The 22,991-nt window shown below is 60.2% G+C and carries 11 protein-coding genes and 1 tRNA gene; 5 read left to right on the top strand and 7 right to left on the bottom strand.

Features of this window, described 5'->3' with window-relative positions; translation table 11 throughout:
- Nucleotides 1–459 precede the first annotated feature (459 nt).
- Genes ACRC0P_RS13430 through ACRC0P_RS13415 form a run of 4 tightly spaced genes read left to right on the top strand, consistent with a single transcriptional unit; the run spans nucleotide 460 to nucleotide 15,685 of the window.
- Nucleotides 460–1,722, top strand: a complete 1,263-nt coding sequence (locus tag ACRC0P_RS13430; RefSeq protein WP_438631745.1) for a hypothetical protein — start codon at nucleotides 460–462, stop codon at nucleotides 1,720–1,722.
- Nucleotides 1,715–5,113 carry an ATP-binding protein gene (locus ACRC0P_RS13425; RefSeq protein WP_438631743.1) on the top strand — a complete coding sequence of 1,133 codons (3,399 nt, stop codon included), beginning with the start codon at nucleotides 1,715–1,717 and terminating at the stop codon, nucleotides 5,111–5,113. Before ACRC0P_RS13430 ends, ACRC0P_RS13425 begins: the two co-directional genes overlap by 8 nt.
- Nucleotides 5,106–14,480 carry an RNaseH domain-containing protein gene (locus tag ACRC0P_RS13420; protein ID WP_438631741.1) on the top strand — a complete coding sequence of 3,125 codons (9,375 nt, stop codon included), beginning with the start codon at nucleotides 5,106–5,108 and terminating at the stop codon, nucleotides 14,478–14,480. Before ACRC0P_RS13425 ends, ACRC0P_RS13420 begins: the two co-directional genes overlap by 8 nt.
- Nucleotides 14,477–15,685, top strand: a complete 1,209-nt coding sequence (locus ACRC0P_RS13415) for a hypothetical protein (protein ID WP_438631739.1) — start codon at nucleotides 14,477–14,479, stop codon at nucleotides 15,683–15,685. Before ACRC0P_RS13420 ends, ACRC0P_RS13415 begins: the two co-directional genes overlap by 4 nt.
- Nucleotides 15,686–15,853: 168 nt before the next feature.
- Here ACRC0P_RS13415 and ACRC0P_RS13410 read toward each other — a convergent pair.
- The 7 genes from ACRC0P_RS13410 to rlmE all read right to left on the bottom strand — a co-directional run bounded on the left by ACRC0P_RS13410 (nucleotide 15,854) and on the right by rlmE (nucleotide 22,537).
- Nucleotides 15,854–15,939, bottom strand: a tRNA-Leu gene (locus tag ACRC0P_RS13410).
- A gap of 9 nt (nucleotides 15,940–15,948) precedes the next feature.
- Nucleotides 15,949–16,389 carry a preprotein translocase subunit SecG gene (gene secG, locus ACRC0P_RS13405; protein WP_438631737.1) on the bottom strand — a complete coding sequence of 147 codons (441 nt, stop codon included), beginning with the start codon at nucleotides 16,387–16,389 and terminating at the stop codon, nucleotides 15,949–15,951.
- Between the two features lie 68 nt (nucleotides 16,390–16,457).
- Nucleotides 16,458–17,186 (bottom strand): triose-phosphate isomerase, encoded by a 729-nt coding sequence (gene tpiA / locus ACRC0P_RS13400; protein WP_438631735.1) that lies wholly within the window; start codon nucleotides 17,184–17,186, stop codon nucleotides 16,458–16,460.
- Nucleotides 17,187–17,360: 174 nt separating this feature from the next.
- The gene (glmM, locus tag ACRC0P_RS13395; RefSeq protein WP_438631733.1) at nucleotides 17,361–18,701 is read right to left on the bottom strand and encodes a phosphoglucosamine mutase; all 1,341 of its coding nucleotides are present in this window, start codon (nucleotides 18,699–18,701) and stop codon (nucleotides 17,361–17,363) included.
- Nucleotides 18,702–18,821: 120 nt separating this feature from the next.
- The gene (gene folP, locus ACRC0P_RS13390; protein WP_438631731.1) at nucleotides 18,822–19,667 is read right to left on the bottom strand and encodes a dihydropteroate synthase; all 846 of its coding nucleotides are present in this window, start codon (nucleotides 19,665–19,667) and stop codon (nucleotides 18,822–18,824) included.
- A gap of 83 nt (nucleotides 19,668–19,750) precedes the next feature.
- On the bottom strand, nucleotides 19,751–21,658 hold the full coding sequence (ftsH, locus tag ACRC0P_RS13385; protein ID WP_438631729.1) for an ATP-dependent zinc metalloprotease FtsH: 1,908 nt from the start codon (nucleotides 21,656–21,658) through the stop codon (nucleotides 19,751–19,753).
- A gap of 258 nt (nucleotides 21,659–21,916) precedes the next feature.
- Entirely contained in the window at nucleotides 21,917–22,537 is a 621-nt protein-coding gene (gene rlmE / locus ACRC0P_RS13380) for a 23S rRNA (uridine(2552)-2'-O)-methyltransferase RlmE (protein ID WP_438631727.1), read from the bottom strand.
- Nucleotides 22,538–22,640: 103 nt separating this feature from the next.
- Here rlmE and ACRC0P_RS13375 point away from each other — a divergent pair, with 103 nt between their 5' ends.
- Nucleotides 22,641–22,943, top strand: coding sequence for a YhbY family RNA-binding protein (locus ACRC0P_RS13375; protein ID WP_438631725.1), 303 nt, complete (start codon nucleotides 22,641–22,643; stop codon nucleotides 22,941–22,943).
- The last annotated feature ends 48 nt before the right edge of the window (nucleotides 22,944–22,991 follow it).

Genomic DNA, 22,991 nt, shown 5'->3' with positions numbered 1-22,991 from the left:
ATGTGCCTCACAAAAAAGCCGGCTTTTCAATCCACACGGCAATCAGCCCGGGAAACAACTTTTTTGAGCACTAGCGATTTGGCCGACCCACCTATACCCCTGATTGTGTACCGTCGCATATATATTATTGTGTCCCCGTATGATTGCGCTAGTACAAGATATTGGTGTGAGACCAGTCGTGTACTCAGGTGTTGAAAACAATTTTACTAACCTATTGATTTATATTGACCAATTTCTTGAGATCAGCAGTCTCGTCGCCTGTAGTTAAGCGGCGTCACTGTGATCTAGTCGCGACTTTTTCTGTAACCGCCGTCACGCTTTGGTTGCAGGTTTTGCACAAGTGGCACACAATGCATACCAACAAAATAATGAATGGGAAATCAAAATTCTAATATGGGCACGTCACAGAAAGATCGGCTTGACTCCGCGAAAGACACCCTATCAGCACGCATGGGTAAGATGACCTGGGATGAATTTGCCGATCAGGTTGGGGTTGCGCCGCAGATCATGAAAGCGTACCGAATGCCGGAGGACTCAGACAACTTTCGAGTCATGCCGGACTCGGTTTGGCTGGACATACTAAAGGCGATTGAGTCTGCAGCGACTGGAGAAAATAAGACCCCGGACGCGCGACGGCGGACGGACCTAGCGAGCCAACTGGCCGCGCTGGTGGTGCGCCAGTCGCGCCAAGCCCTGCTAGAAAATCGAATGGTCTCCGGCAACAACATTGCACGGGGTATCCCGGTGGGCCTTGAAGACGAAGATCGTCGGGCGATGGCCGCGGTGTCGCGTGCCGCCCTGACCGCCGGGCTCGATGATATTAGCGCTGAAATCCATCAACTGTTGAGCCTGTGCACGCGTCCACTGGGAACCTGGCTACCGGTACCGGTCGTGGTGTCGGCAGGGCTCCAAGATCTCGTCTTACTGTACCAGGATACTGGAATTCCGACGCCGGAGTGCGAGGAGCTCGCTGCCGGCTGGAGCGGCGAGACAGCTGCCACCGAGGAGTGCCTGTTCGGTCGTTTTCGCGAAGCGCTGAACACACTGGCCGAGTCGAGCGGGGCACGCTGGTATACGGAGATCCGAGAGTTTGTCGTTCGAAATCCAGTGTGCACAGTGGAAGAGCAGCGAAATTTTGCGGTGACGGCACCATCGCGGCTCTACCAAGTGTTTACCCATGATTTCTATGAACCGGTGCCCTATGGCTGGAGCACCAAGGGCATTTTGCAGCAGTGCGCCCATTGTGGCAACGCCATACATGCCGTGAACGGACCGCTGACCTGTCGGACGCTGGCCTGTGCGGTCACACTGAGCGCGGAGGTACGGCGGGAAATCCCGATCGAAGAGGCCTTGCGGTTGAAGCGGGGTATACGACAGTACTGGGTCGAACCGGGTATTGACGAAATCCGCCTATACGATGCGGTACGCGAAGTCCGCGATGACGTTGAACTTTACCCCCACTTCGACCGGGTCGACCTTGCTGTCGGGGACATCGGTATAGATCTCAAGGCATACCGCAGTCCGGAGCTGCTAGGGCAGCGCTTCCGGCGATCTATCGGTGGTCTCGCCTACTATGCAAAAAAGTGGGTGGTGGTGCCGGACTGGTTGGTGGATGCCAATGCCGGCTACCTCGATCGGCTACGCGAGGCGGCAAAGCGACCTGAGCTCGCATTTATGGCTGTATCTGATGTCCTGATGCCGCTGGGGGAGACGCATGCGTGAGGAGTTGACGCCCTACAATGCAAATGACCGGCTGAATTACCTGTGCCTCACGGCACTGGAGCTTTACGGGTCAAACTCTTTGGCAGATCTCATTCCGCTACTCGCCGGCTTCGAATCGATTAGGCGAACCCTGTCCCCGAACCTTGCCCAGGCCATCGACAATTTACGCGTGTCGGGCATCGCGCCGGCTTCCCGCCGGGAAATGGAGATCCTCGTCGATCGCTATAATCGGCACCACAGCCGCAACGAATTCGCCGTGCGCGTACGCGATGGTTATCAGGAACAGCCACGAGACTACGGGGTGACACGCCGTTTTCAATTGGATGAGGACCTGCGTTTCCGGTCGACCTGGACGACCATTCCGCCAGCAGATGTTACCGAGGCCATCAATCGCTTGGTGACGCCGCTGGGCCCGCGCGCGCGGGAGCTGCCACCGACCCACAACCCGCTCATTGCAGCGGAAATCAATGACCGCCAGAAGAACTTTTCGACCCGAATTGAGCCGCTGGGGTTCGTGCCGCCGGACTCTCCGACCCATTTGACCGACCACCCCCCCTCGCCGCCGGGTACGATTTACTGGCGGGACCTGATTGGTACGGCCAACTACATGGATACCTGCGACCGAGAAGCGGGGCGCCAGGCGGACGGCGGGCGCCAGTGGTTCTCGCGCCTACACGATGGAGACGGTAAGCCCACAGCGGAGTTGGTAACGCTCGGATCAGACGGCCTGGAGCGGGTCGACGGGATTGAGTTTGTGGGCGTCAAACACTTGATTGGTCTGCCGGGCGCCGGCAAGACCACATTACTGTTTCTGATTGCGGTTTACCTGCACCGGCACGGCGCCCGCGCGTGCTTCCTGTTTCCTTCCATTGAAGTGGCCTCGAGCTTTGTCGAGCGGCTCGCCCCGTATGGCGTTGAAGTGGGCCTGATGTACGGGCAGGGCGAAATGACCCGCGAGCGCCACGTGCGCCGATTCGCCAAGTCCATGGCCGGACAGAACAACGGCATGGGTATCACCCGGGAGCACATCGCGCCGCTGTTTGCGACCAACTGTGCCCTGGCCGGGTTCGCCGCTGATGAGGAGGAGCCCTTCCCGCACCGCAATCCGCCTTGCAGCGGCCTACTACAGGCCGGTGAGACGGCCGATCAGAAGGCACTGCGCTGTGCGCTGGCATCGGTCTGTGGCTACCAGCGTGCCGAACGCGGTCTTGCAGAGAAGCGACTTTGGGCCGGACACGTACTGTCGCTCGACCGCAAGGTCTCGCTGCTTTACGGTCAGCAGCACATCGCGCACTTCGAGCACGTCGCCCGCTATTTTGACGTGCTGGTGGTGGATGAGGCTGACCAAGCGCAGGCCAGTCTCGATGACCGAGGTACGCCAGTAACCAAAATCACCGGCAGCGGCAACAGCCTGTGGGCAACGCTGATCAATGATCTGCACGCCGCATCAGCCCGTGGCAACAATGCGTTCCAGGCGGCCAACGACATCCCGAAATTCATGAACATGACTGCGCGGTTCGGCATCGCGAGCGACCGGCTGATTTCCCGAATCACACATTTCCCGGAAAACATCCGAGTCGCGTACGACAAGAAACTGCTCACCTCGATGTCACTTATCGCGGACATCTTTCCTGAAAATGAATTCACCAGCCTCGAAGCCCGCGCTACCCACTATGCTCGCCGCCAGACGTTTGAACACATCTGGGACAATGCGGCCAGGCGGGTCGCTTTCATCGAAGAACACGCCCCTGTCACTGAAGATGACGAACAGGGCGAGAATCAAGACAAACCGGCCGAAATCGAGGCTGAGCGACTAATCGACAAGGGCGCGCCCGAACTCGGCGTCAGCGTCGCTGAATTGCGCGCTTATTACGACGATCTGATCGCGGCCATCCGCGACTGGGACGCCCGGGGTAGCCTTGGAGCAGTCGAGGGTCTGATGACTGTGATCAAGCGCACCCCGAGCCTCCAGCCGGCAGATAACGACGCCATCTTACTCCACCGATGTGCGCTGCTGGTGGCCGTGTCGATGGTCGTGCTGCAGCATTTTGGGCTGGCGCCACACCTGCGCCAGATGCATGCAGACGGCTATGTCTCGGACAACGTGTTCGAGGGAAGGATGCAGAAAGACACCCAGGCGATCTTGCCGGAGGCCTTGATCGGCCGATTGAGCGGGGTGCGATTCGTCACTACACCGGAAGGTAACGTGGAGGTGGAGCAAGTCGGATTTAGAGGAGCACCGCGCCTGCTGGCCGAACGTATGCAGCTACTGTCTCAGCACGGCAACGGCCTGGCCGTGTTGATGACAAGCGCCACCTCGCTACTTGAACCGAGCCCGCGCTTTAATGTCGCCTACGGGCCGCATTACGTACTGCGCCGGCCCAACGCAGGTCAGGGTTGGGCGGATTCGAAGTACATGTTTCTACCGCAAACGGACCCGCGCGACAGCTCCCGAAAACTACGGTTTTCCGGCACCAGCGTCAATCGCCAGACCGAAAACCTAAAGGCGATGGTCGATCGTCTGCTTCGCGGTGGAAAGGCGGCGCGAGTGGCTGTGGACATGGTGCACAACGACGTCCAGCATGGCATTCCCAGACGAGCGGGGTTCGTGGTGAACTCGTACGACCAGTGCGAAATGCTCTATCAGCACATCACAGCAAACCACCCGACCTGGCGCACGAAAACCCGCTACGTGTCGCAGTCCACATTTCACGGTGCCACCGACGATGCCGCGCTGACCGCAGCTGAGGTCGAGTCCTTGGGGCAGGACCCCGAATGGGAGCTGTTGATCTTCCCAATGGCCGCCATCGGACGTGGAGTCAACATCGTATTTCCCGTCGGGCCGCGAGCCTCCCAGGCCATGATCGGCTCACTGTACTTCCTGACTCGTCCGCACCCGCGTGCCGAGTCGCTGGAACTGATACAGGGTATTGTCGGGCGCGCCACCCAGCAGTTCGATCAGGAGGTATACCCAGACACTGCCAGCGCGATCGAGTCGCTGAAAGCCCGGCGCTACCGCACCGCTGGACTGATCAAGCACCTTCTGCGCCGCCCCCTGTCGGCTAGTCGGCTCGGCGAGTACGCTGAGCCCTTTGTGGCCGACCAGATGATCATGATCCTGCAGACGATCGGCCGCGCCATGCGCGGCGATCGTCCGGCGTACGTGTATTTCGTTGACGCCGCCTGGGCGCCGGAATCCGCCCGAGGCATGGTTGATGACGCGTCGAGTTCCATGCTCGTGATGATGCAAAAAATCTTGTCGGATTGCCTGAACCACCCGAATGCCGCGATCAGAGAATGCTATGAAAACCTCTACCTGCCGTTTTCGGTACCGCTGAATGCGATAGGCAATCTGCAAACAATAGATACCAAGGAAGATCGCAATGTCTGACGAAATCAAATATCTCCGCAAGTCGCAGCGCGGCGCGCGCCAGCCTGTACTGATGGGCCTCAAGCTCAGCCGGGATTGGCTGGAGCGGCACCAGGAGACGGTCCTGGAGGTACGCTTTGGAGATGCCCTGCGCGAGGCCGTGGCAGACCTCGAGGAACTCGCCCAGCAGAACCGGGAAACGCGCAAGAACCTGCCAACCCGAACGTTGCGCACCGCGCTGCGCTTTGAATTAGAGTGTGTGATCCGCGTCGAGAGCGAGCTCGGCAGCACCGACCGGGCCGCGTTCACTCTGCTTGCCGATAGTGAGGTGGACATTGTGGCGCTGCGGGAGAAGGTGGCGGCTCTGGTCCGCCGCTGGGTGCAAGATGCGGTCGACCCATGGGCCACGTACAACGAGGTTCCCGTCGACGATGTTGTCGCCCGCATCGAAACGGCCATAGCGCCCGAGCAGGTTGAGGTGACTGAACGTACCAACAGCCTGGTTTCTGACCAGGGCCGGCTGGATTACGACCTGCTGGCCGCGGTCCTGGCCGAGCGCCTCGACGGGGAAACCCTGTTTGAGGACTGTTCGCCGTGCCTACGCGTCAATCGCCCGGATAGCCGAGGCGGTTGCGTGATTGAGCTAATGACACCGCAGCAGCATCTCACTGTGGATACCACCCGCACCTTGGCTCCCGACAACACCGAAAAAGTGAGCCGCCGCGGGCGTGACGAACTGTACTCGATGGCGGCGCGAATCGCCGTAGTGCAGCTGCCTTTTTCTGGCGGCGACGTCTACCTGACAATCAATGCTCAGCGCCGAGTCTGGGCAAACCGCGAGCCCGAGTCCAAGAGTTGGGGACAGCGTGGGGCGTCTGCCTATGTGCATGCGCCGGGCAAGCCGATCACCGAAATCACCATTCGCCCGAACACCGACAACGTCTGGGAGTTCCAGGATGACTACGTGCCGTTTCAGCGTCTGGCCGGCGATGCCCTGCCGCAGACGGTCAAGGACGCCGTGGCGCGGCGCCACTGTGCCGAGCCGAACGAGTGGTGGGTCGGCATTGCCCAAACCACACACCTTTACAACCGCATGGACAACCGCACGGTGTACGAAGGGGACGAGAAGATTCTCGTCGACGGCGTCCGAGCAGCCTTAAAGCCCATCCTTGACCCGGCTGGCGTGCCCTATCGAGCGGTGCGCATGACACGGCTCAAGCAGCCGATCAAGCAGCCTATTGTCAAACGCGACCGGCTCGGCGAATACGACGTCCAGAGTCATCTGTTTGAACTGCTGGATGATACCGATGAGCGTCCCGATGCTAGTGTACCCAAGGATCTGATCGCATTCCGGGAGCAAAACCGCAGGGCAATCCGCGCAATTCACGGAAATCAGGCGCTCAACCTTTGGCTCTACGGGGGCACAGAGCACGAACAGGGCCTGGTCGCAGCCGCCGCCAGAGAACTGTTCGAGGATGCCGTGGTGGTGCACCGCCAGCCCCTACCGAATAAGGTACATGGCCTCAAGCAAGACTTGCCTTGCGCAAACGATAAGCCTGCCGTGCGGTTTGAAAGCCGGGTAAAGGCATGGGCAGCGGAAACTACGTTGGTGCGCGAAAGAATGGATGACGCCCCGCTGGCCGTGGTGGTCTGCGCCCCGGATTTTGTTGGCTCTAAGCCCGAAGATCGGGTCAACATGCATGCCGGCATTCATGCCTGGTCTGCTGCCGGCGCGAATGTTCAGTACTTGCTACCGATCAATGAAGGCAAGCGCGAAGATCGCCGTCTAGAAGACTTCACACAACGCGCTCAAAGCGCGATTCGCGATGTGCTGTTGGGTCACCGCGGGGTAATGTTCAACGCTAGCGATGCGGTGGCGCGCATTTTTAGCGAGGAACAAGCTGAGCAGCGGCCAGACAGGGTATTCGGCATCCAATACGTGCGGAGCCTGGAGCGCTTCCGTAGCGGCGAGCAGCGAGTGCAGTTTGCCCTGTTCAGCTGTCTCGAGATCAAAACGGGTACAGTGACTCTGCGCTACGTCTGCCAAGACGGCAAGCGGTTCAAGGCATCCACATGGATGCCACTGCACCAAGCCCTGCAATGGCTGGGTAGCCAGCGGGTGCTCGGCGATAGCGCTCGAAGCTGGAATCGTGATCAATTTCAGGAGGTGGTGCGCGACCAACTAATTGAGCTGCAAGATCGTGGCGGTAAGGCGGTCGTGGTGATCGACTGGAGTGGCACCCGCAACCTTCTGACCGGCATTCGTGACAGCGACTTGAACGGTCCACATCTGCCTAGTATCGGCAGCACTCCTCTGTCCGCCTTTCCGGACATGACCTATATCCGCTTGCGCCGTGACGCCACCAACACTATGAAACTGCGCACCCAGGTATCGGAAGCCTTTGAGGTCGCGGACAATAGTCACGATGAAGGTGCCGACAAGACTGTCACCTATCTCACGACCGCCAAGCAAATCGTCGAGGTGTCGAGCCTGCAAGGAGATGCAATAGGCTGTGGACACTTCATATCGTCCTGGGGCTATCCGTCGACCAACCAGAGTCTGCGCGGATTTTCGTGTTACCGCACAACCACGCGCATGCAGCCATGCTCGGACTCCGTGTTTTACAAGGAGTCGCTGCTGACGCCGCCGACCAAGGAGGGCACTCTTCCAGCTCCGACAGAGCTGACCGTATTGCAGGCACAGCCGGGAGTCGACCCGCAACAGTACGCGATACTGATCAATGCGCTGCGTGCCGGCCACGCGCACTACGCCGAAGCGACAGGGCTTCCCGCGCCCCTCTTTTATGAACGGAAGGTTCATGACTACATCATCCGGTTCCCTGAGACTCCAGACATCGATTTTCCAATTGACGAAGAGCGCCGCCGCCAGCGCGACGAAGAAGACGCGGAGGCTGCTGGCGGGCACGAAGTGCAGCCTTACGATGTGAGCACAGAGGCGCCCTGCATTGAACAGATCCGTGTATCGCCGACGCACCACGCCTTGAAGGGCCTCTCCATGGCGGTGCGCTCAGCATCGGGCGCCAATAACACAAGACCGATTGTATCGTCCGACGTCATGCGCAGGATTGCCCCGGCTACACCAGCAGTGCTGGCCAAAGGTGAGACCATTACGACAGCTGCTGCACCCGCGGAGATTACCGCCGAAGATGCAACCGGGACCGCACCAACAAACGACGTCGTACAGACCACTGTGGGTTTGGCGGACAAGGAGCTTGGCAAGCAGGTACCGTATTTCCTGTTTACAAGCTCCTCCCAGTACCTCGAGCTGTTCACGCGTATGATTGCCCGGAAGACCCACGTCCGGGTAGCCGTGCCACCTTTCGCACGGGACGCCAAAATAGTGTTCCAGACAAATTTGACGAGGCGCATGGTGCGCGCCGGCATCGGCATGCTCAAGCAGAAGCGTTACCCATTGCCGGTCGAGCGGTCGGCCAATGGCCTGGTCAATATGTTCCATGACTGGCTGGATATCCCCCAGGCCGTCGTGGCGATCAACTCGCTCAAGCGGGAGTTGGGATTATTCAGTTTCGAGCCACTGGTCGAAATACTGCAGAGCGAATTCATCCCGGTAATGCGAGATGAAAATCCCAACTTGAAGGTCAGCACCTTCGGATACGATAGAACCATCATGGCTGAGCTGGCGCGGTACGCCATCCGCACCGATCACGACGCCTTGGCAGCCTGGTTGCTTTTTTTAGTCGCGCAGTTCCCCGAACCAACCTGGCGGGAGGTAATCGAGCCGACATTGGCAGACATGGGCGGGCCGATGGTACGTGAGGCCAAGCTCTACCTTGATACTTGCAAAAAGGCGTTTCAGCACGCAACTAGAGGCTGGGCGCGAGAAAAAGACCACTATAAGGGTTGTCGACTTGACCTGTATAGCGCTGGTCCAAACCAAGCTAAAGTAGAGGCTCCACTTGACGAAACAGTTGCAGCGCGCGAGAACATCATACCTTCCGATGAAAGCCCAACTTTGGTTCGTCTCGCTAGCCTGATCGTGCCGGGCGGACCGGATTTTAACGCGAACGTGAGTCAGCTAACCAATGAGCTGGATCGCCTAGTGGCCGATCACAGCAAGATCATCTCCCGTCGCAAACAGGAAGCTGAAGCGGAGAGAGCGCGCGAGGTCGAAGCCCGCTGGCAGGCGGCAGAACAGGCGCGACTTCAGGAAGAGCAACGCAAGGCCGAGGAAGAGCGTCGCCAGCGCGAAGAGAACGCCCGTAAACGACGCTTGGCGGAGCGGCGCGCCGCCCAACGCCAGATCATAGAGGCCTATGAGCCGCTACGTGAACTAGGCGAGTTGCCAGTCCTGCAGGTGGTTGAAACCGATGACGACTGCCACAACGCAGTCATATCGGCTGCTGCAACCATGGAGGGGCCGTTGCAGCGGCTGACTGATGCCGTTGCCGCATTAAGTGCGCTGGAAACCCAGCCAGAGCCTGCCTCGTTGCTAGAACGGCGTGCACAAACCGAGGAGAAAAACGCAGCGTTCGATGCCGTGCTGAAGGCACGCGAGGATGTATTGGCCGCGGTGCGAGATGCAGGTTCGGCATTTGCCGCCGACGGCATTTCAGCGCCACTCGGTACGGCGACGGAGCGCGAACGGGAGTTGGCTCCTGCTGCCCCGGCGGTCGAACCAGTCCGGAAAGACGACAGCCTCAAAGTAGATGCCGCGCCAGACGGTGAATTCAACGAAGAGAGCAAAAGCGACGCCGAGGAAGACGAAGCGCTAGTCAGCGAAAAAGTGGATTTCGATACGGTTATGGATGTGCTGTGCCGGCTGACCGAGACAAGGCTCTACGGCCTTGCAAACGTTCAGGCCTACGCGCTGAAACGCCACCTACAGGAAATTGACGACGACGATACGGCGGCGCACATGCCGCTGGTCGGCGGCTTGGTTCGGGTACTGGAAGCCATGGACTGCCAGGGCGTCTACGCGCAGTCGATGCAAACCGTTCACCGCCGGGTGTTCCAACTTGAGACAGCGCTACCGTCTGTCCCGTGCAATCCGGCATATCCCGCAGCGGCGTTTCTGGCCACGGGCTTGGCATCAGTCCTACTAGGCAATCGGGATTTCCACGTGGATTGGGGTGCAGCACTCGGCGAACGTCTGTCGGGCTTCGCACCACTTAATGCTCTAGTGAATTATCTTGCGGATAGTGAGCACAACCAGCTGCGCTACAGCTTGAATAGCGAAAACTTCCTGGCGGTAAAAATCGGCGAAGTAAATGCACGGCAGCGGGAGCGGGAACGGCTGGTGGCCCGAGCCCGGACCTGGGAAACGGACTCGGCAATTCACTCGAATTTCAAGCACACTGGCTTTACCGTGATGCACAACCACATTTACTCTGATGAAACCGAGATTGGTCAGTGTGTGCAGGCGGTCGCCAAGAACAAGCCAGCTCGCGCTCGTGTGCTGTTTGATACACTTGGCAAGGTGTTCGAGCGCCCTGGCCAGTTTATCGACCAAGCATGGACTCGGACTGGCAACCACGGGCGCCCGGATGGCTCCAAGCGTAATGACACGGTCACCAACATCTTGCGTACGCGCGACTTCGTGCAGGAGTACCTGCGCCTCGCCGAATCCGATGCAGCTGGCAAAGTTGATCCGCGCGTCGGCCGCTTCCTTGAAGGGCTCCATCGGTACCTCGAAGCGGCTCGCCAATGTATTGTCGACCTGCCTGAAGAGACCTCTCTGGACGCGTTCTATCGCCTGGCTGCCATGCGGGGCTTCGAATGCCTGCTCAGGCTTTATGAAGAAGCAACATCGCCTGCCTGCGTGATCACCACTATCCAGCGTGCCCTGCTGGACCTTCCGCTCGATGCCGACCTAATGCCGGAGTTGGACTCAGTCGACGACGGCACGTCGCCGCTGTGCCGACCAGAGGACGTCTTTTCCGCAGTCGCCTACTGGGCAGAGAAAGAGAACCAGCAAGGCCTTGTCGACAATGACAAGGATAGCTATCTGGAAGCCGTCGACTATGCGCTGCAGCGGCACCTAAACAAGCGTAGGATGCTGCCGGTGAGCTACCTGGAGTCTGCATTGCCGACCAAATCACCACGTCGGGCAGAAATCAAAATCACATATGAGCGCGCGAGTAACGCGCTCAAAGCCGAACTGCAAAAGGCACGTGCGCAGGTCACCTCAGCAGCGGCGTTTGACGCCATTCAACCAGCGCAAGCAGATGAGATGCAGCGCAACATCGCTGCCCTCAGCAATTCCATTACCGATGGCCGGCCACTCGGTAAAAAAAATCCTGGGGTACTCCGCTACCCGGACTTCCCCCAGGCGCAGGCCGCACTACAGGAAAACGTCATCCGCAAACTGCACGGTGAATTCAGCAAGACACGCTATAAAATTGCGACAGACGTGGAAGAGCTGGAAGCCGAGGGTCGAGTCACACCAGGCGACATTACACGTGTTCGGGCATTTTTGCGCGAGCCGAGCCCGGCCAACTTACGAGCCGCGGACGAAGCGGTGCTGTGCCTTCGTAACCACCAGAAGCTTCCAGAGCGACTCAAGACCGACGAACACCTAGCGATCAGGTACCAGCGGACTATAGATGAGATCGCCGACCATTGTGGCACCGGTGTAGGCTTGCTCGATGCCGTTAAGGAAGCCTTGGCTGGAAAACGCGCTGTTGGCGAGCCGAAGATCTTGGCAGAGCTGAGCGACGAAGAACGCCGCGAAGCACTGGCCATGCTCAAAGACTATGACGCGCTGTTCGAGGGCGCACACGAAAAAAATCTTGATAAAATGCAGCGCTTCTTCAAGCGGATTGGCGTGGATGAGCTGCCAACAATTCCTTTGCACGGCGTTGCCGGCCGAACCCAGAGGCGGGTGACGATTCTCGATATTGCACCGAGCACATTCGACTTGACCGCACGGCCGGGCGAAGAATTATTCGTTCCGCCCGAGATCGGCTCTGAAGCACGCTATATCCGCGGCGCGATTGTACGCAACACTCCAAACGTTGATGCGCTTCAGAACATTGCTTACGGCGATAATAACTTCCCAGTCGTGCTGTTTGCGCGGCGAAAGCTCAGTCTGGAAAAGCGGGCGAGAATCGCCGCCGAGCGCAGCATTCTCATCGTGGACGAGGCCTCGGTCGTGTTCGCAGCGTTGCATCCAGGCGAGCGCCGCGAAGCACTGATCAAGGTAGGTGTGCTGACATACAGTTGTAACCCCTTCAACGATTTCGGCAACGCAGTGCCACGTGAACTATTTTTTGGTCGCACTAAAGAATTGGACCGCATCCGCAACGCATCTGGCCTAGTGGTGCTGTATGGCGGACGAAGATTAGGCAAGTCATCGATCCTGCACCAAGTGCTGCGCCAAGTGGAACAGCCTGAGAATGCAGTGTATGTCAACTACAAGACGATCGAGCGCATGGACTACCGAATGAGTGCGTGGGAAACCCTCGCCGGCGCGTTAGTCAATGCCGAAGTCGTTCCAGCTATCGCCCGCCCGCGCAAAGTGCAGGATTTTGTCAACCATCTGCGCAAACACATCGCCGAATCCGGCGTTTCCAGGCTGTATCTGCTGCTTGACGAGGTCGATAGGATGATGGCCGAGGAAATCGCACTGTCACCTGGAGAGCACGGCTTTGTTGAACGCCTCGGCGCCCTCGCCGATGAGTTGCGCCCGCATTGCGATATCCAGATTGTGCTGGCCGGCCTGCATGACGTTGCCAGGATCGAAGCCGAGCGCTCGAACAGCATTTTTAATCGCGCCGAGTCGATTGCATTGCGTCCCTGGACCGAGCCGGAGGATATCCGACTCGGGCAAGAGTTGGTCGTTAAGCCGCTCCACGCCCTCGGGTACCGATTTGAAGATGACGCCGGAGATGTGCCAATGCGTATCATGGCGGTATGCAACGCCTATCCGGCGCTGATTCAAATGTACCTGAAGCGCCTGATCGAGCGGTTGGAAAATGATCGCCAGAGCGCCCCGCCACCATTCACAATTTCGACAACGGCGCTGGAAGAGGTGGAACTTACCCGCCAGCTAATCGACGATTTCCGGGCAAAATTCGGCGCGAGCCTGGAACTCGACAAGCGCTACAAGGCCATTGCATTGATGCTAGCAGATGCTTGGCACAGCGATAACGAGGCCGGTATACAGAAGGGACTCAATGTCGAGGAGGTGCGCGGTTTATGTCAAGATCTGGTGCCAAAACTATTTGAGGGGACGGCGCCGGCAACCTATCACGCGCTGCTGGATGAAATGGACAAGCTGAACGTGACCCAGTTAATGGCCAACGGGCGATACATGCTGCGCACTCCGAACATCGCTATGATGATCGGCAACCAGGAAGAAATCGATCGCGAATTGGCCAAACTGGCCAGCGTGATGCCAGAAAGCAAACGTAATTATGGCGAGCGCCGCGCGTTCTTCGACCTAACCGACCGCGGCCGTCAGCGACAGCATGAGCTGTTCCCGATGCCCGTCGGCTGGCTACGCAACTTCATGCAGAATGGGCGGACCGGGCGGCCAATGCCCGTCATTGTCGGCAATGACCTGACCGGCATTCGCGCACTGAACGGGGCCAGCACGGCCGTGTGGGAACTTGAGGGCCGCAAGGCGAGGTTGTGCCTCGGCCACCTGCGCAGGCGAATTAACGATATCCGTGCCGAGCAAGCCAAACCAGCCGGCGACAAGCGCCCACAATTGTTGTTCATCCGCGCCTGCGATTGGGAGCCTGCGGCCTTGGGCGAATTGGCTGCTGAGGCGGCGCGTGGCGATCAGTACGATATTCGCGTCATGCTCCTGGCCGGTCCGGAGCGCATCGTTGACATGGCCAATGCGTTCCGCGCACAAGTCGACGCGCAGAAGTTTGATGGACTGGGCTGGGAGCCGGTCGTGGTGCCGCCCTGGTCGGCAGACGCGCTGTACCTCCACGCCAGCAATCACGCCGACAACCCCAAGCTGGCGGATAACCAGGAAGCCATTGCACAAATCATAGAGGCAAGCGCAGGCTTCACCAATGGCGTCACCGCAATTTACAGTCCGACCCTTGCGGTTAACCAGGTCAACGCGCAGGCTGCAGCTTTTGCCAAGAAGCATTTAGGCTCCGCAGCGGCGATATATAACACGATTGGAATGCCAAAGGCGTTTGGTGAGGCCCGCCGCGAGGGTCTGCAACTGGCCGTTACTTTGCTCACCGGTGAGCGTGCCCAGGTGCGCAACGGCTTCGTTGAGCTCGACAGCGAATTGATCGATTTTCTGCGTGAGAGCAGGGTTGAACTCACTGATGTCCAGGTGGCCTTCTGGATGGGCATTCTTCAACAAGGCGGTGACGGGAAGTGGGTAGTACCAGTCGCCCTGCGCGGCCTGGTCGACGGCGCAAAAGGAGAAGAGGTATGACCCGGGCCAATGAATACGACCCCGGGCTCTATTGGTCATTACCGGGACCGGCGAAATTCGTTGATGACCTGATCATAGCCCTTGGCCGATCGCGCAATGTTGTGATCAACACGCCGATTACTACACAAAATCTGCTTCGCGAGGGCGTCAAGCGCGCAGTACGCGAAGGTGTGCGACATCGAATTCTAACGTTTAAAGTATACGACCATACTGACATCGCCAGCGACCTCGCCGGCCACTTTGCAGGCTTCGATCGGATCATCGGCCAGGCTCTGGCAATAGTAAAGGATGAACAGCCGACCGTTGTTATTCTGGACCCGCAGACCGAAGCCGGACGGAAGAGTTGTGAGGCCTATGCATTGGCATTTGCCGAGACCGCTGAATGGGCCAGCGAGGGGATCGTCCGACTGCTGGTGACTCTGCATGCTGAAGAGTTGACCCGACCGCAGCGGCTCGGTGCCGGGGAGCTTCTTGTGTTCGACGGCGGCCTGAACGCCGATGAAATAGGTGCCTACGTTTCGCTACGCATGGGGGAAAATGTAGGCCCAGGACAAACCCGTTTATACAAAGCGATCGTCAGTGAATTTGCTGGATTCGACGTCTTCTTTGCCGAGCAGCTCATGCGAATAAAAGAATCAGACTGGTTGGACTTGGCAGACAAGTTGCCGGAATTTATTGCGGGCGACGAGGTACGCTGGCGTCACGAGACCTGGGTCGACGGCACCCGAACGATTGCCGGCGGCGATGCCCACACCCTGCGCGAGGCCTACCTCCGGTTGCATGGCGACGAACTAGAGAAGGCAGTTGCCGAGAGGCGGCTCAGGAAGCGCTTCTGGCGGGCCAGCCTTAAAGCGCTCACGCCATGGATGGAGGCGCAGCGGCCAGAGGTTATCGCGATACTCGATGGTGCTTTGCGGAAGTCGCCTTGGAAAACGGGGCGAGGAACAATCGACTTGGCAACGCAGACACGGGAGAAGGCACGGGTATTCGTTCGAGAAAAGAATCCGGACGAACTAGAGTATTCAGATATCAACTTCATGAGTAAGAACGGAGGATTGCCAACAACCTCCCGTCGCGAGGAGCATGCGATCAGAGCCTGTGTCTGCGCTAAGCGCGTACGGGATGCGATCGCTCATCTGCGCACCCCGGACGCGGAAAGCATTAGCAATCTGATTGGGGCAATGCGAGCCATCGGCATAGAGTGACCCTAGCAATCTCGCCCTCTACGCTCTTTGAGTTCAACTACGAGCCTACCTGTTGTTGAAGTTAAAGTAGGCCATCTTTTCCTTACCGGCCAATCTGTACTTCAGAAACGCGAAAGCCCCGCAGTGCGGGGCTTTACGTGTTGCTTCAGAGTCCTGAAGACTTTGATGTGGTGCCCAGGGCGGGACTTGAACCCGCACGAGCTATGCTCACTACCCCCTCAAGATAGCGTGTCTACCAATTCCACCACCTGGGCAAAAAACTGTTACTGCTGCTCGTCGGCCTCGGGGGCCTCCTCCTCTTCAGCGGCCGGGACGTCCTCGGCACTCGGTACCTCATCCGCCGGCTGGGCATCCAGCTGCGGGATATCGGCGCCGGCTTCCGGCGTATTCGCCTCCGGCACTTCCGGCACGTCGCCGGGCTGCTCCACCACCGCGGGAATCTCCGGCAGGTCCGCGTCGATATTGGCGTCCGCGCTCTGCCGCGCCAGTATAGCGAGACCGAAACTGGTCACAAAAAACACGGTGGCCATAACGGCGGTTAGGCGGGAAAAGAAGTTGCCGCTACCCGCGCTGCCGAATACCGTGCCCGAGGCCCCTCCGCCGAAGGAGGCGCCCACTTCTGCGCCCTTGCCCTGCTGCAGCAGAATCAGACCGATAATGCTGAGCGCGGTCAGGACGTGTACGACTAAAACCAATTTTTCCATTGACAGGAAACCTGTTTTCCCCGGGTTCTATCAACCCTGTTGCTAAAAATTCTGTTTCCGCTGCGGCCTCATTGTGCGGCGCGGCAGATCCTGGAGAACTCTTCCGCATCCAGTGAGGCCCCACCCACCAGTGCGCCGTCGATATCCGCCTGGCCAAAAAGCGCCGCGGCATTGCCGCTCTTGACGCTGCCGCCATAGAGTATTTGCACTTTGGCCCCGGCCTCGCCCAGACGGCCGCGAATAAACCGGTGGACCCCCTGTGCCTGTTCCGGAGTGGCTGTCATTCCGGTACCTATGGCCCAGACCGGCTCGTAGGCGATCACGGCATTTTCCCAGCAATCGCCGCCGTTGATCGAGGCAACCGCGTGCAGCTGCGTATCGATCACTTCCAGAGTGCGCTCCTGCTCCCGCTCTTCCCGGGACTCGCCCACACAGAGAATCGGAATCAGACCCGCGGACCGGGCGGCGCCGAACTTGCGCGCCACCAATTCACTGCTCTCTCCGTAGAGAGAGCGTCGCTCCGAGTGTCCCACGATTACATAGCGGACACCCCAATCCTCCAGCATGGACGCGGAGACCTCCCCGGTGAAGGCGCCATTGGCCTGCTCACTGAGGTTTTGCGCCCCTGTTGCGACCCGCTCTCCCACCTTCTCCGCCAGCAGCGGCAGGTAGGGGAAAGGAGGACAGATAGCCACCCGGGCAGCGACCCCTTCCAGGTCGAGGCCCTTGAAAAACTGTTCGGCAAACTCGCGGCTGCCGTTCATTTTCCAGTTGGCTGCTACCAGCGGCGTACGCATACGTGCTCCTTCCAAGGGGCGCAAATCTTAGCGGCATTGGCGGGGGATGTAAATGATGAATGCGCGGTGTAACTCAGTTCTGTAGGAGCGGCCCATGGCCGCGATCAGACTCCGGTGCCCACTGGGAGCGGGATCGCGGCCATAGATAGAAGACGAATTCGCGCCCATCATTCATCAACCACCTGCCCGCTCTACCGCCGTGGCGATCTGCCCGGCCAATTGCTCCACCTGGGCGGCGTCCTCCCCCTCCACCATGACCCGGATCAGCGGTTCCGTGCCGGAGGGGCGCAGCAATACGCGGCCGCGGTGCGCCAGCTCCCCTTCCGCAGAGGCAACGGCGGCGACCACATCCGGGTGTTCGAGCACACCGTTGCGGCCCGCCAGACGGACATTGATCATGTGCTGGGGCAACATTTTCATGCGCCCCTTGAGCTGGTGCAAGGGTTCACCGAAATCGCAAATCGCGCGCAGTACCTGCAGCGCGGAAACGATGCCGTCGCCGGTGGTGGTGGCATCGGCGCAGATGATGTGTCCGGAGGACTCGCCACCCAGGGCCCAGCCGTTGGCGCGCATCATCTCCAGCACATAGCGGTCGCCCACTTTCGCGCGGGCAAAGGGGATCTGCCGCTCCCTGAGCGCCAATTCGAACCCGTAGTTGCTCATTTGAGTGCCCACCACACCGTTGCAGCCGCCCAGGAATTGCTGGCGGTGCATGGCAATGGTGAACAACAGCTGGTCGCCGTCCACCAGTTCGCCATTTTTGTCCACAAAGAGCACCCGGTCGCCGTCGCCATCGAAGGCGATACCCAGGTCGGCGCCCTGTTCCAGCACCGCCTTCTGCAACTGCTGCGGTTTGGTGGAGCCGCAATCCAGGTTGATATTGATCCCGTCCGGACTGACACCGATGGAGGAAACTTCGGCCCCCAACTCGCGGAATACCTTGGGGGCGATATGGTAGGTGGCGCCGTTGCCGCAATCCAGGACCAGACTGATCCCCTCCAGGGAGAACCCCCAGGGCGTGGAGGCCTTGCAGAATTCGATGTAGCGGCCGACGGCGTCGTCGATCCGCCAGGCTTTGCCCAGGTCCTCAGAGGTGATCATCGGGAGCTCAAGCGCCGCTTCGATATCCAGCTCCAGATTGTCCGGCAGCTTGCCGCCTTCGGCACTAAAGAACTTGATGCCATTGTCCTGGTAGGGGTTGTGAGAAGCGGAGATCACGATACCCGCCTGGGCGTGGAAGGTGCGGGTCAGGTAGGCGATGGCGGGGGTCGGCATGGGCCCCAGCAGTCCCACGTCGACGCCAGCACTGATCAGGCCCGCCTCCAGCGCGGCCTCGAACATATAGCCGGACACGCGGGTATCCTTGCCGATCAGGATGCGCGAGCGGCCGCCGCCTTTCTGCACCCCCAGGACCTTGCCGGCGGCGTAGCCGAGGCGCAGCATGAATTCCGGAGTGATGACTCCCTCACCCACCCTGCCGCGGATGCCGTCGGTGCCAAAATATCGTCTTGTCATCAATTACTTCTCTTCCGTCTTCTTTTTCCCTACAGCGGGCCATGGCCCGCCCCTCTCCCCCAACCCCTCTCCCGCAAGCGGGAGAGGGGAGCAGGATACCCGAGTCCCGAGTCCCGAAGATTATTGCGGGTTATCCACCAGCCGTTGCATCCGCAACACATCCACCGTGGCCGCCACATCGTGCACCCTCAGTATCCGCGCGCCGCGCTGGGCGGCGAGCATAGCCAGGGCCAGGCTGCCGGGCAGGCGCTGGTCCACCTCCCGGCCCAGCAGGCGGCCGATCATCGACTTGCGCGACAACCCCGCCAGCAACGGGATATCCGATGGCGCCAGTTCGGACAGGTTTCGCAACAGGGTCAGATTGTGTTCATCGGTCTTGCCAAAACCGAAACCGGGGTCGAATATCAGCCGCTGCCTGGCTATACCCGCCGCCTCGCAGGCTTTCTGGCGTTCCCGCAGGTAAGCGGCCACTTCCGCCACCACATCCCCGTAGTGGGGATCTCTCTGCATGTTGTCCGGCTGGCCGCGCATATGCATCAGGCACACCGGCAATCCGGTGGCCACCGCCGCCTCCAGGGCACCGGGGCGCTCCAGGGCGCGCACGTCGTTGATCAGGCCCGCGCCGGCAGCCGCGGACTCGCGGATGACCCCGGGGGTACTGGTGTCCACGGAAATCACTACATCCAGTTCGGCGGTAATGGCTTCCACCACCGGCACCACCCGGCCCAATTCCTCCTGTTCGGAAATAGGTGCCGCGCCGGGACGGGTGGACTCACCGCCCACATCGATAATCGCCGCGCCCTCGCGCACCATCTGCTCCGCGCGCCTGAGCGCCAGATCGGTATCCAGAGCGCCGCCGGCGTAGTAGTTGCCACCGTCGGAGAAGGAATCGGGTGTGGTGTTGAGTACGCCCATGACGACCGGGTGGGACAGGTCCAGGGTGTGTTTGCCGCAAATTATTTTCATAAGCAGATACAAAAAACGGAACGCTGAATGCGGAGTGGATTATCCCATTCCGCATTCAGCATTCCGCATTCATCATTTATTGATCAGTGTCCGGAGAGGGGGCCACCCACCGGGTTGCCCTTGCCGGCGGCAGGGTTCTTGTCGGTTTCCTCCGCCGGGCCGCTGCCGCCGCTGAAATCGTTGTCGTGCCAGTCCCGCGGCGGGCGCACCTTGCGCCGCGCCATCAGGTCGCTCACCTGCTCAGCGTCGAGGGTCTCATATTCCATCAGCGCATCCTTCATCGCCTCGAGAATATCCCGGTTCTCCTCCAGCAACTGGCTCGCCCGCTCGTAGCAACTGTCGATAATGCGGCGTACCTCGGCCTCGATCTCGTAAGAGGTCTTGCCGGATACGGGGTTGCCGGCGCCGGGCTGGCCCCTCTCGTCCTCGCCGTAGTGCAGCGGGCCGAGCTTCTCCGAAAGGCCCCACTTGGTGACCATATTGCGCGCCAGTTCGGTGGCCCGTTCGATATCGTTGGAGGCGCCGGTGGTCACGCCGTCCACTCCCAGGGTCATCTCCTCGGCGATGCGCCCGCCGAACAGGGAGCACAGCTGGGATTCGATGGCGCGCTTGGAAATGCTGTACTTGTCCTCCTCCGGCAGGAACTGGGTGACACCCAGGGCCCGGCCGCGGGGGATGATGGTGACCTTGTGCACCGGGTCGTGCTCCGGTACCAGGCGGCCGATAATCGCGTGACCGGCCTCGTGGTAGGCGGTGTTGGTCTTTTCCTTCTCGCTCATCACCATGGATTTGCGCTCGGCGCCCATCATGATCTTGTCGCGGGCACGCTCGAACTCTTCCATGGTTACGGTGCGGCGGTTGGCCCGCGCGGCAAAGAGCGCGGCCTCGTTCACCAGGTTGGCCAGGTCGGCGCCGGAGAAGCCGGGGGTGCCGCGGGCGATGGTCTGCGCGGACACCTTGTCGTCCACCGGCACCTTGCGCATGTGCACCTTCAGGATCTGCTCGCGGCCGCGGATATCCGGCAGCCCCACGACCACCTGGCGGTCGAAGCGGCCCGGGCGCAGCAGCGCGTGGTCGAGGACGTCCGGGCGGTTGGTGGCGGCGATGACGATCACACCCTCGTTGCCCTCGAAGCCGTCCATTTCCACCAGCAGCTGGTTCAGGGTCTGTTCGCGCTCGTCGTGCCCGCCGCCCACGCCGGCGCCGCGGTGGCGGCCCACGGCGTCGATCTCGTCGATAAAGATGATGCAGGGGGCCTGCTTCTTGGCCTGCTCGAACATATCCCGCACCCGGGAGGCGCCCACACCCACGAACATCTCCACGAAGTCGGAGCCGGAGATAGAGAAGAAAGGCACCTTGGCCTCGCCGGCGATGGCTTTCGCCAGCAGCGTCTTGCCGGTGCCGGGAGGGCCGGCCATCAGCACACCGCGGGGGATATTGCCGCCCAGGCGCTGGAACTTGGACGGGTCGCGCAGGAATTCAACCAGCTCCTGCACATCCTCTTTGGCCTCGTCCACGCCCGCCACATCGGCGAAAGTGGTCTTGATCTGGTCCTCGCCCAGCAGGCGCGCCTTGCTCTTGCCGAAAGCCATGGGCCCGGAGCGGCCGCCGGCGCCGCCCTGCATCTGGCGCATGAAGAACATGAAGACGGCGATAATGATCAGGATCGGGAAGCTGGCCACCAGCAACTGCTGCCAGATACTCGGGGACTCCGGCTCGCGGCCCACGAACTGCACATTGCTGCGCACCAACTCGTTGGTGAGCTCGTCGTCGATGATCTGCGGCTGGATGGTCTTGAAGCGGTTGCCATCGGCCTTTTCGCCGGTAATCACCAGGCCGTCCACCACCACGCTCTTGATCTGCCCGGCCTGCACATCCTGCACAAAGTCGGAATAGCTGAGGGACTCATCCCGCGACTGCGGCTTGAAGTTCTGGAAGACCATCAGCAGCACCGCCGCGATAATCAACCACAGTACGAGATTCTTTGCCATATCGTTCAAAAGGATCGCCCTCTTGCCTTCGTTTATCCGGCTCTCTGGCCGCCGCCGGTGGCGGCCTGCGGGACCTGCGGGAGCAAAGGTCCACCAACGCCGGTTCAATTGCATTCACACCATTATAGGCATGCGTATCTGTATCTCCGCGCCCGCCCCTGGCGAGAGGGTTCGCGAAGCCCTTATACCATATCGGGAGCTGAGGTCAGAAATAACCGAATGTCTCGCCTGTCGCCCTATCCATTACCAAACAGGGCACTAGCCTTTGAAGCCCCGCGCCACTACGTAGACTTCCCGTGAGCGAGGCCTGGAGGCGCCGGGCTTGCGGGTCGACACACTGGCGTAGCTGGTGCGCAGATCGCGAATCAGCTGGTCGAAGCCCTCGCCCTGGAACACTTTGGCAACAAAACCGCCGCCGGGCTTCAGCACCTGCCGGGCCATATCCGCGGCCAGCTCCACCAGGTACATAGACGCGGGCTGGTCCACGTCCCGCACTCCACTCATATTGGGGGCCATATCGGAAATCACAAGGTCCGCCCGGTCCTCGCCCAGCCGCTCCAGCAGCTGGTTCAGCACCGACTCCTCGGTAAAGTCGCCCTGCACGAACTCCACCCCGGCGAGCGGGTCCATGGCCAGGATATCCGAGGCCAATACCCGCCCCTTGTGACCCACCAGTTCCGCCGCCACCTGGGACCAGCCCCCCGGCGCCGCTCCCAGGTCCACCACCGTCATACCCGGCTTGACCAGGCGGTCTTTCTGCTGCAGCTCCAGCAGTTTATAGCTGGCGCGGGAGCGGTAGCCCTCCTTCTGCGACTGCTTGACGTACTGGTCATTGAAATGCTCGCGCAGCCAGCGGTGGCTGCTCTTGGATCGGGCCATCAGGTACAATACTTCCTCAAATTCTGTAGGAGCGGCAGGGCGGGATGGCCGCCCCGCCGCTCCTACATACATAGGTACCCACACAGTGGGGATGGAGTATTGTATGCCTTTAACCGCCGACCGCAAAAAAGCCCTGCGCACCCTGGGCCACAACCTCAAACCCGTGGTCACCGTTGCCGGCAAGGGGCTGACCGAAAGCGTACTGGAGGAACTGAACCGGGCGCTGGAGGACCATGAGCTGATCAAGGTGAAACTGGCGGTGACCGACCGGGAGCTGCGCCATCGGGCGATCGGCGAACTGTGCGAGAAGAGCGGCGCCGAGCTGGTGCAGGAGATCGGCAAGATAGCGTTGATCTTTCGTGCAGCGGAAAAGCCGGACGCCAGGCTTTCCAATCTGTTGCGGTGAGTACCCCCTCCCTTCTGTAGGAGCGGCCCATGGCCGCGATCGGTCTGC

Source organism: Microbulbifer sp. (assembly GCF_051659245.1).
Taxonomy (GTDB): domain Bacteria; phylum Pseudomonadota; class Gammaproteobacteria; order Pseudomonadales; family Cellvibrionaceae; genus Microbulbifer.
This window is presented reverse-complemented; position numbering and strand designations above follow the sequence as displayed.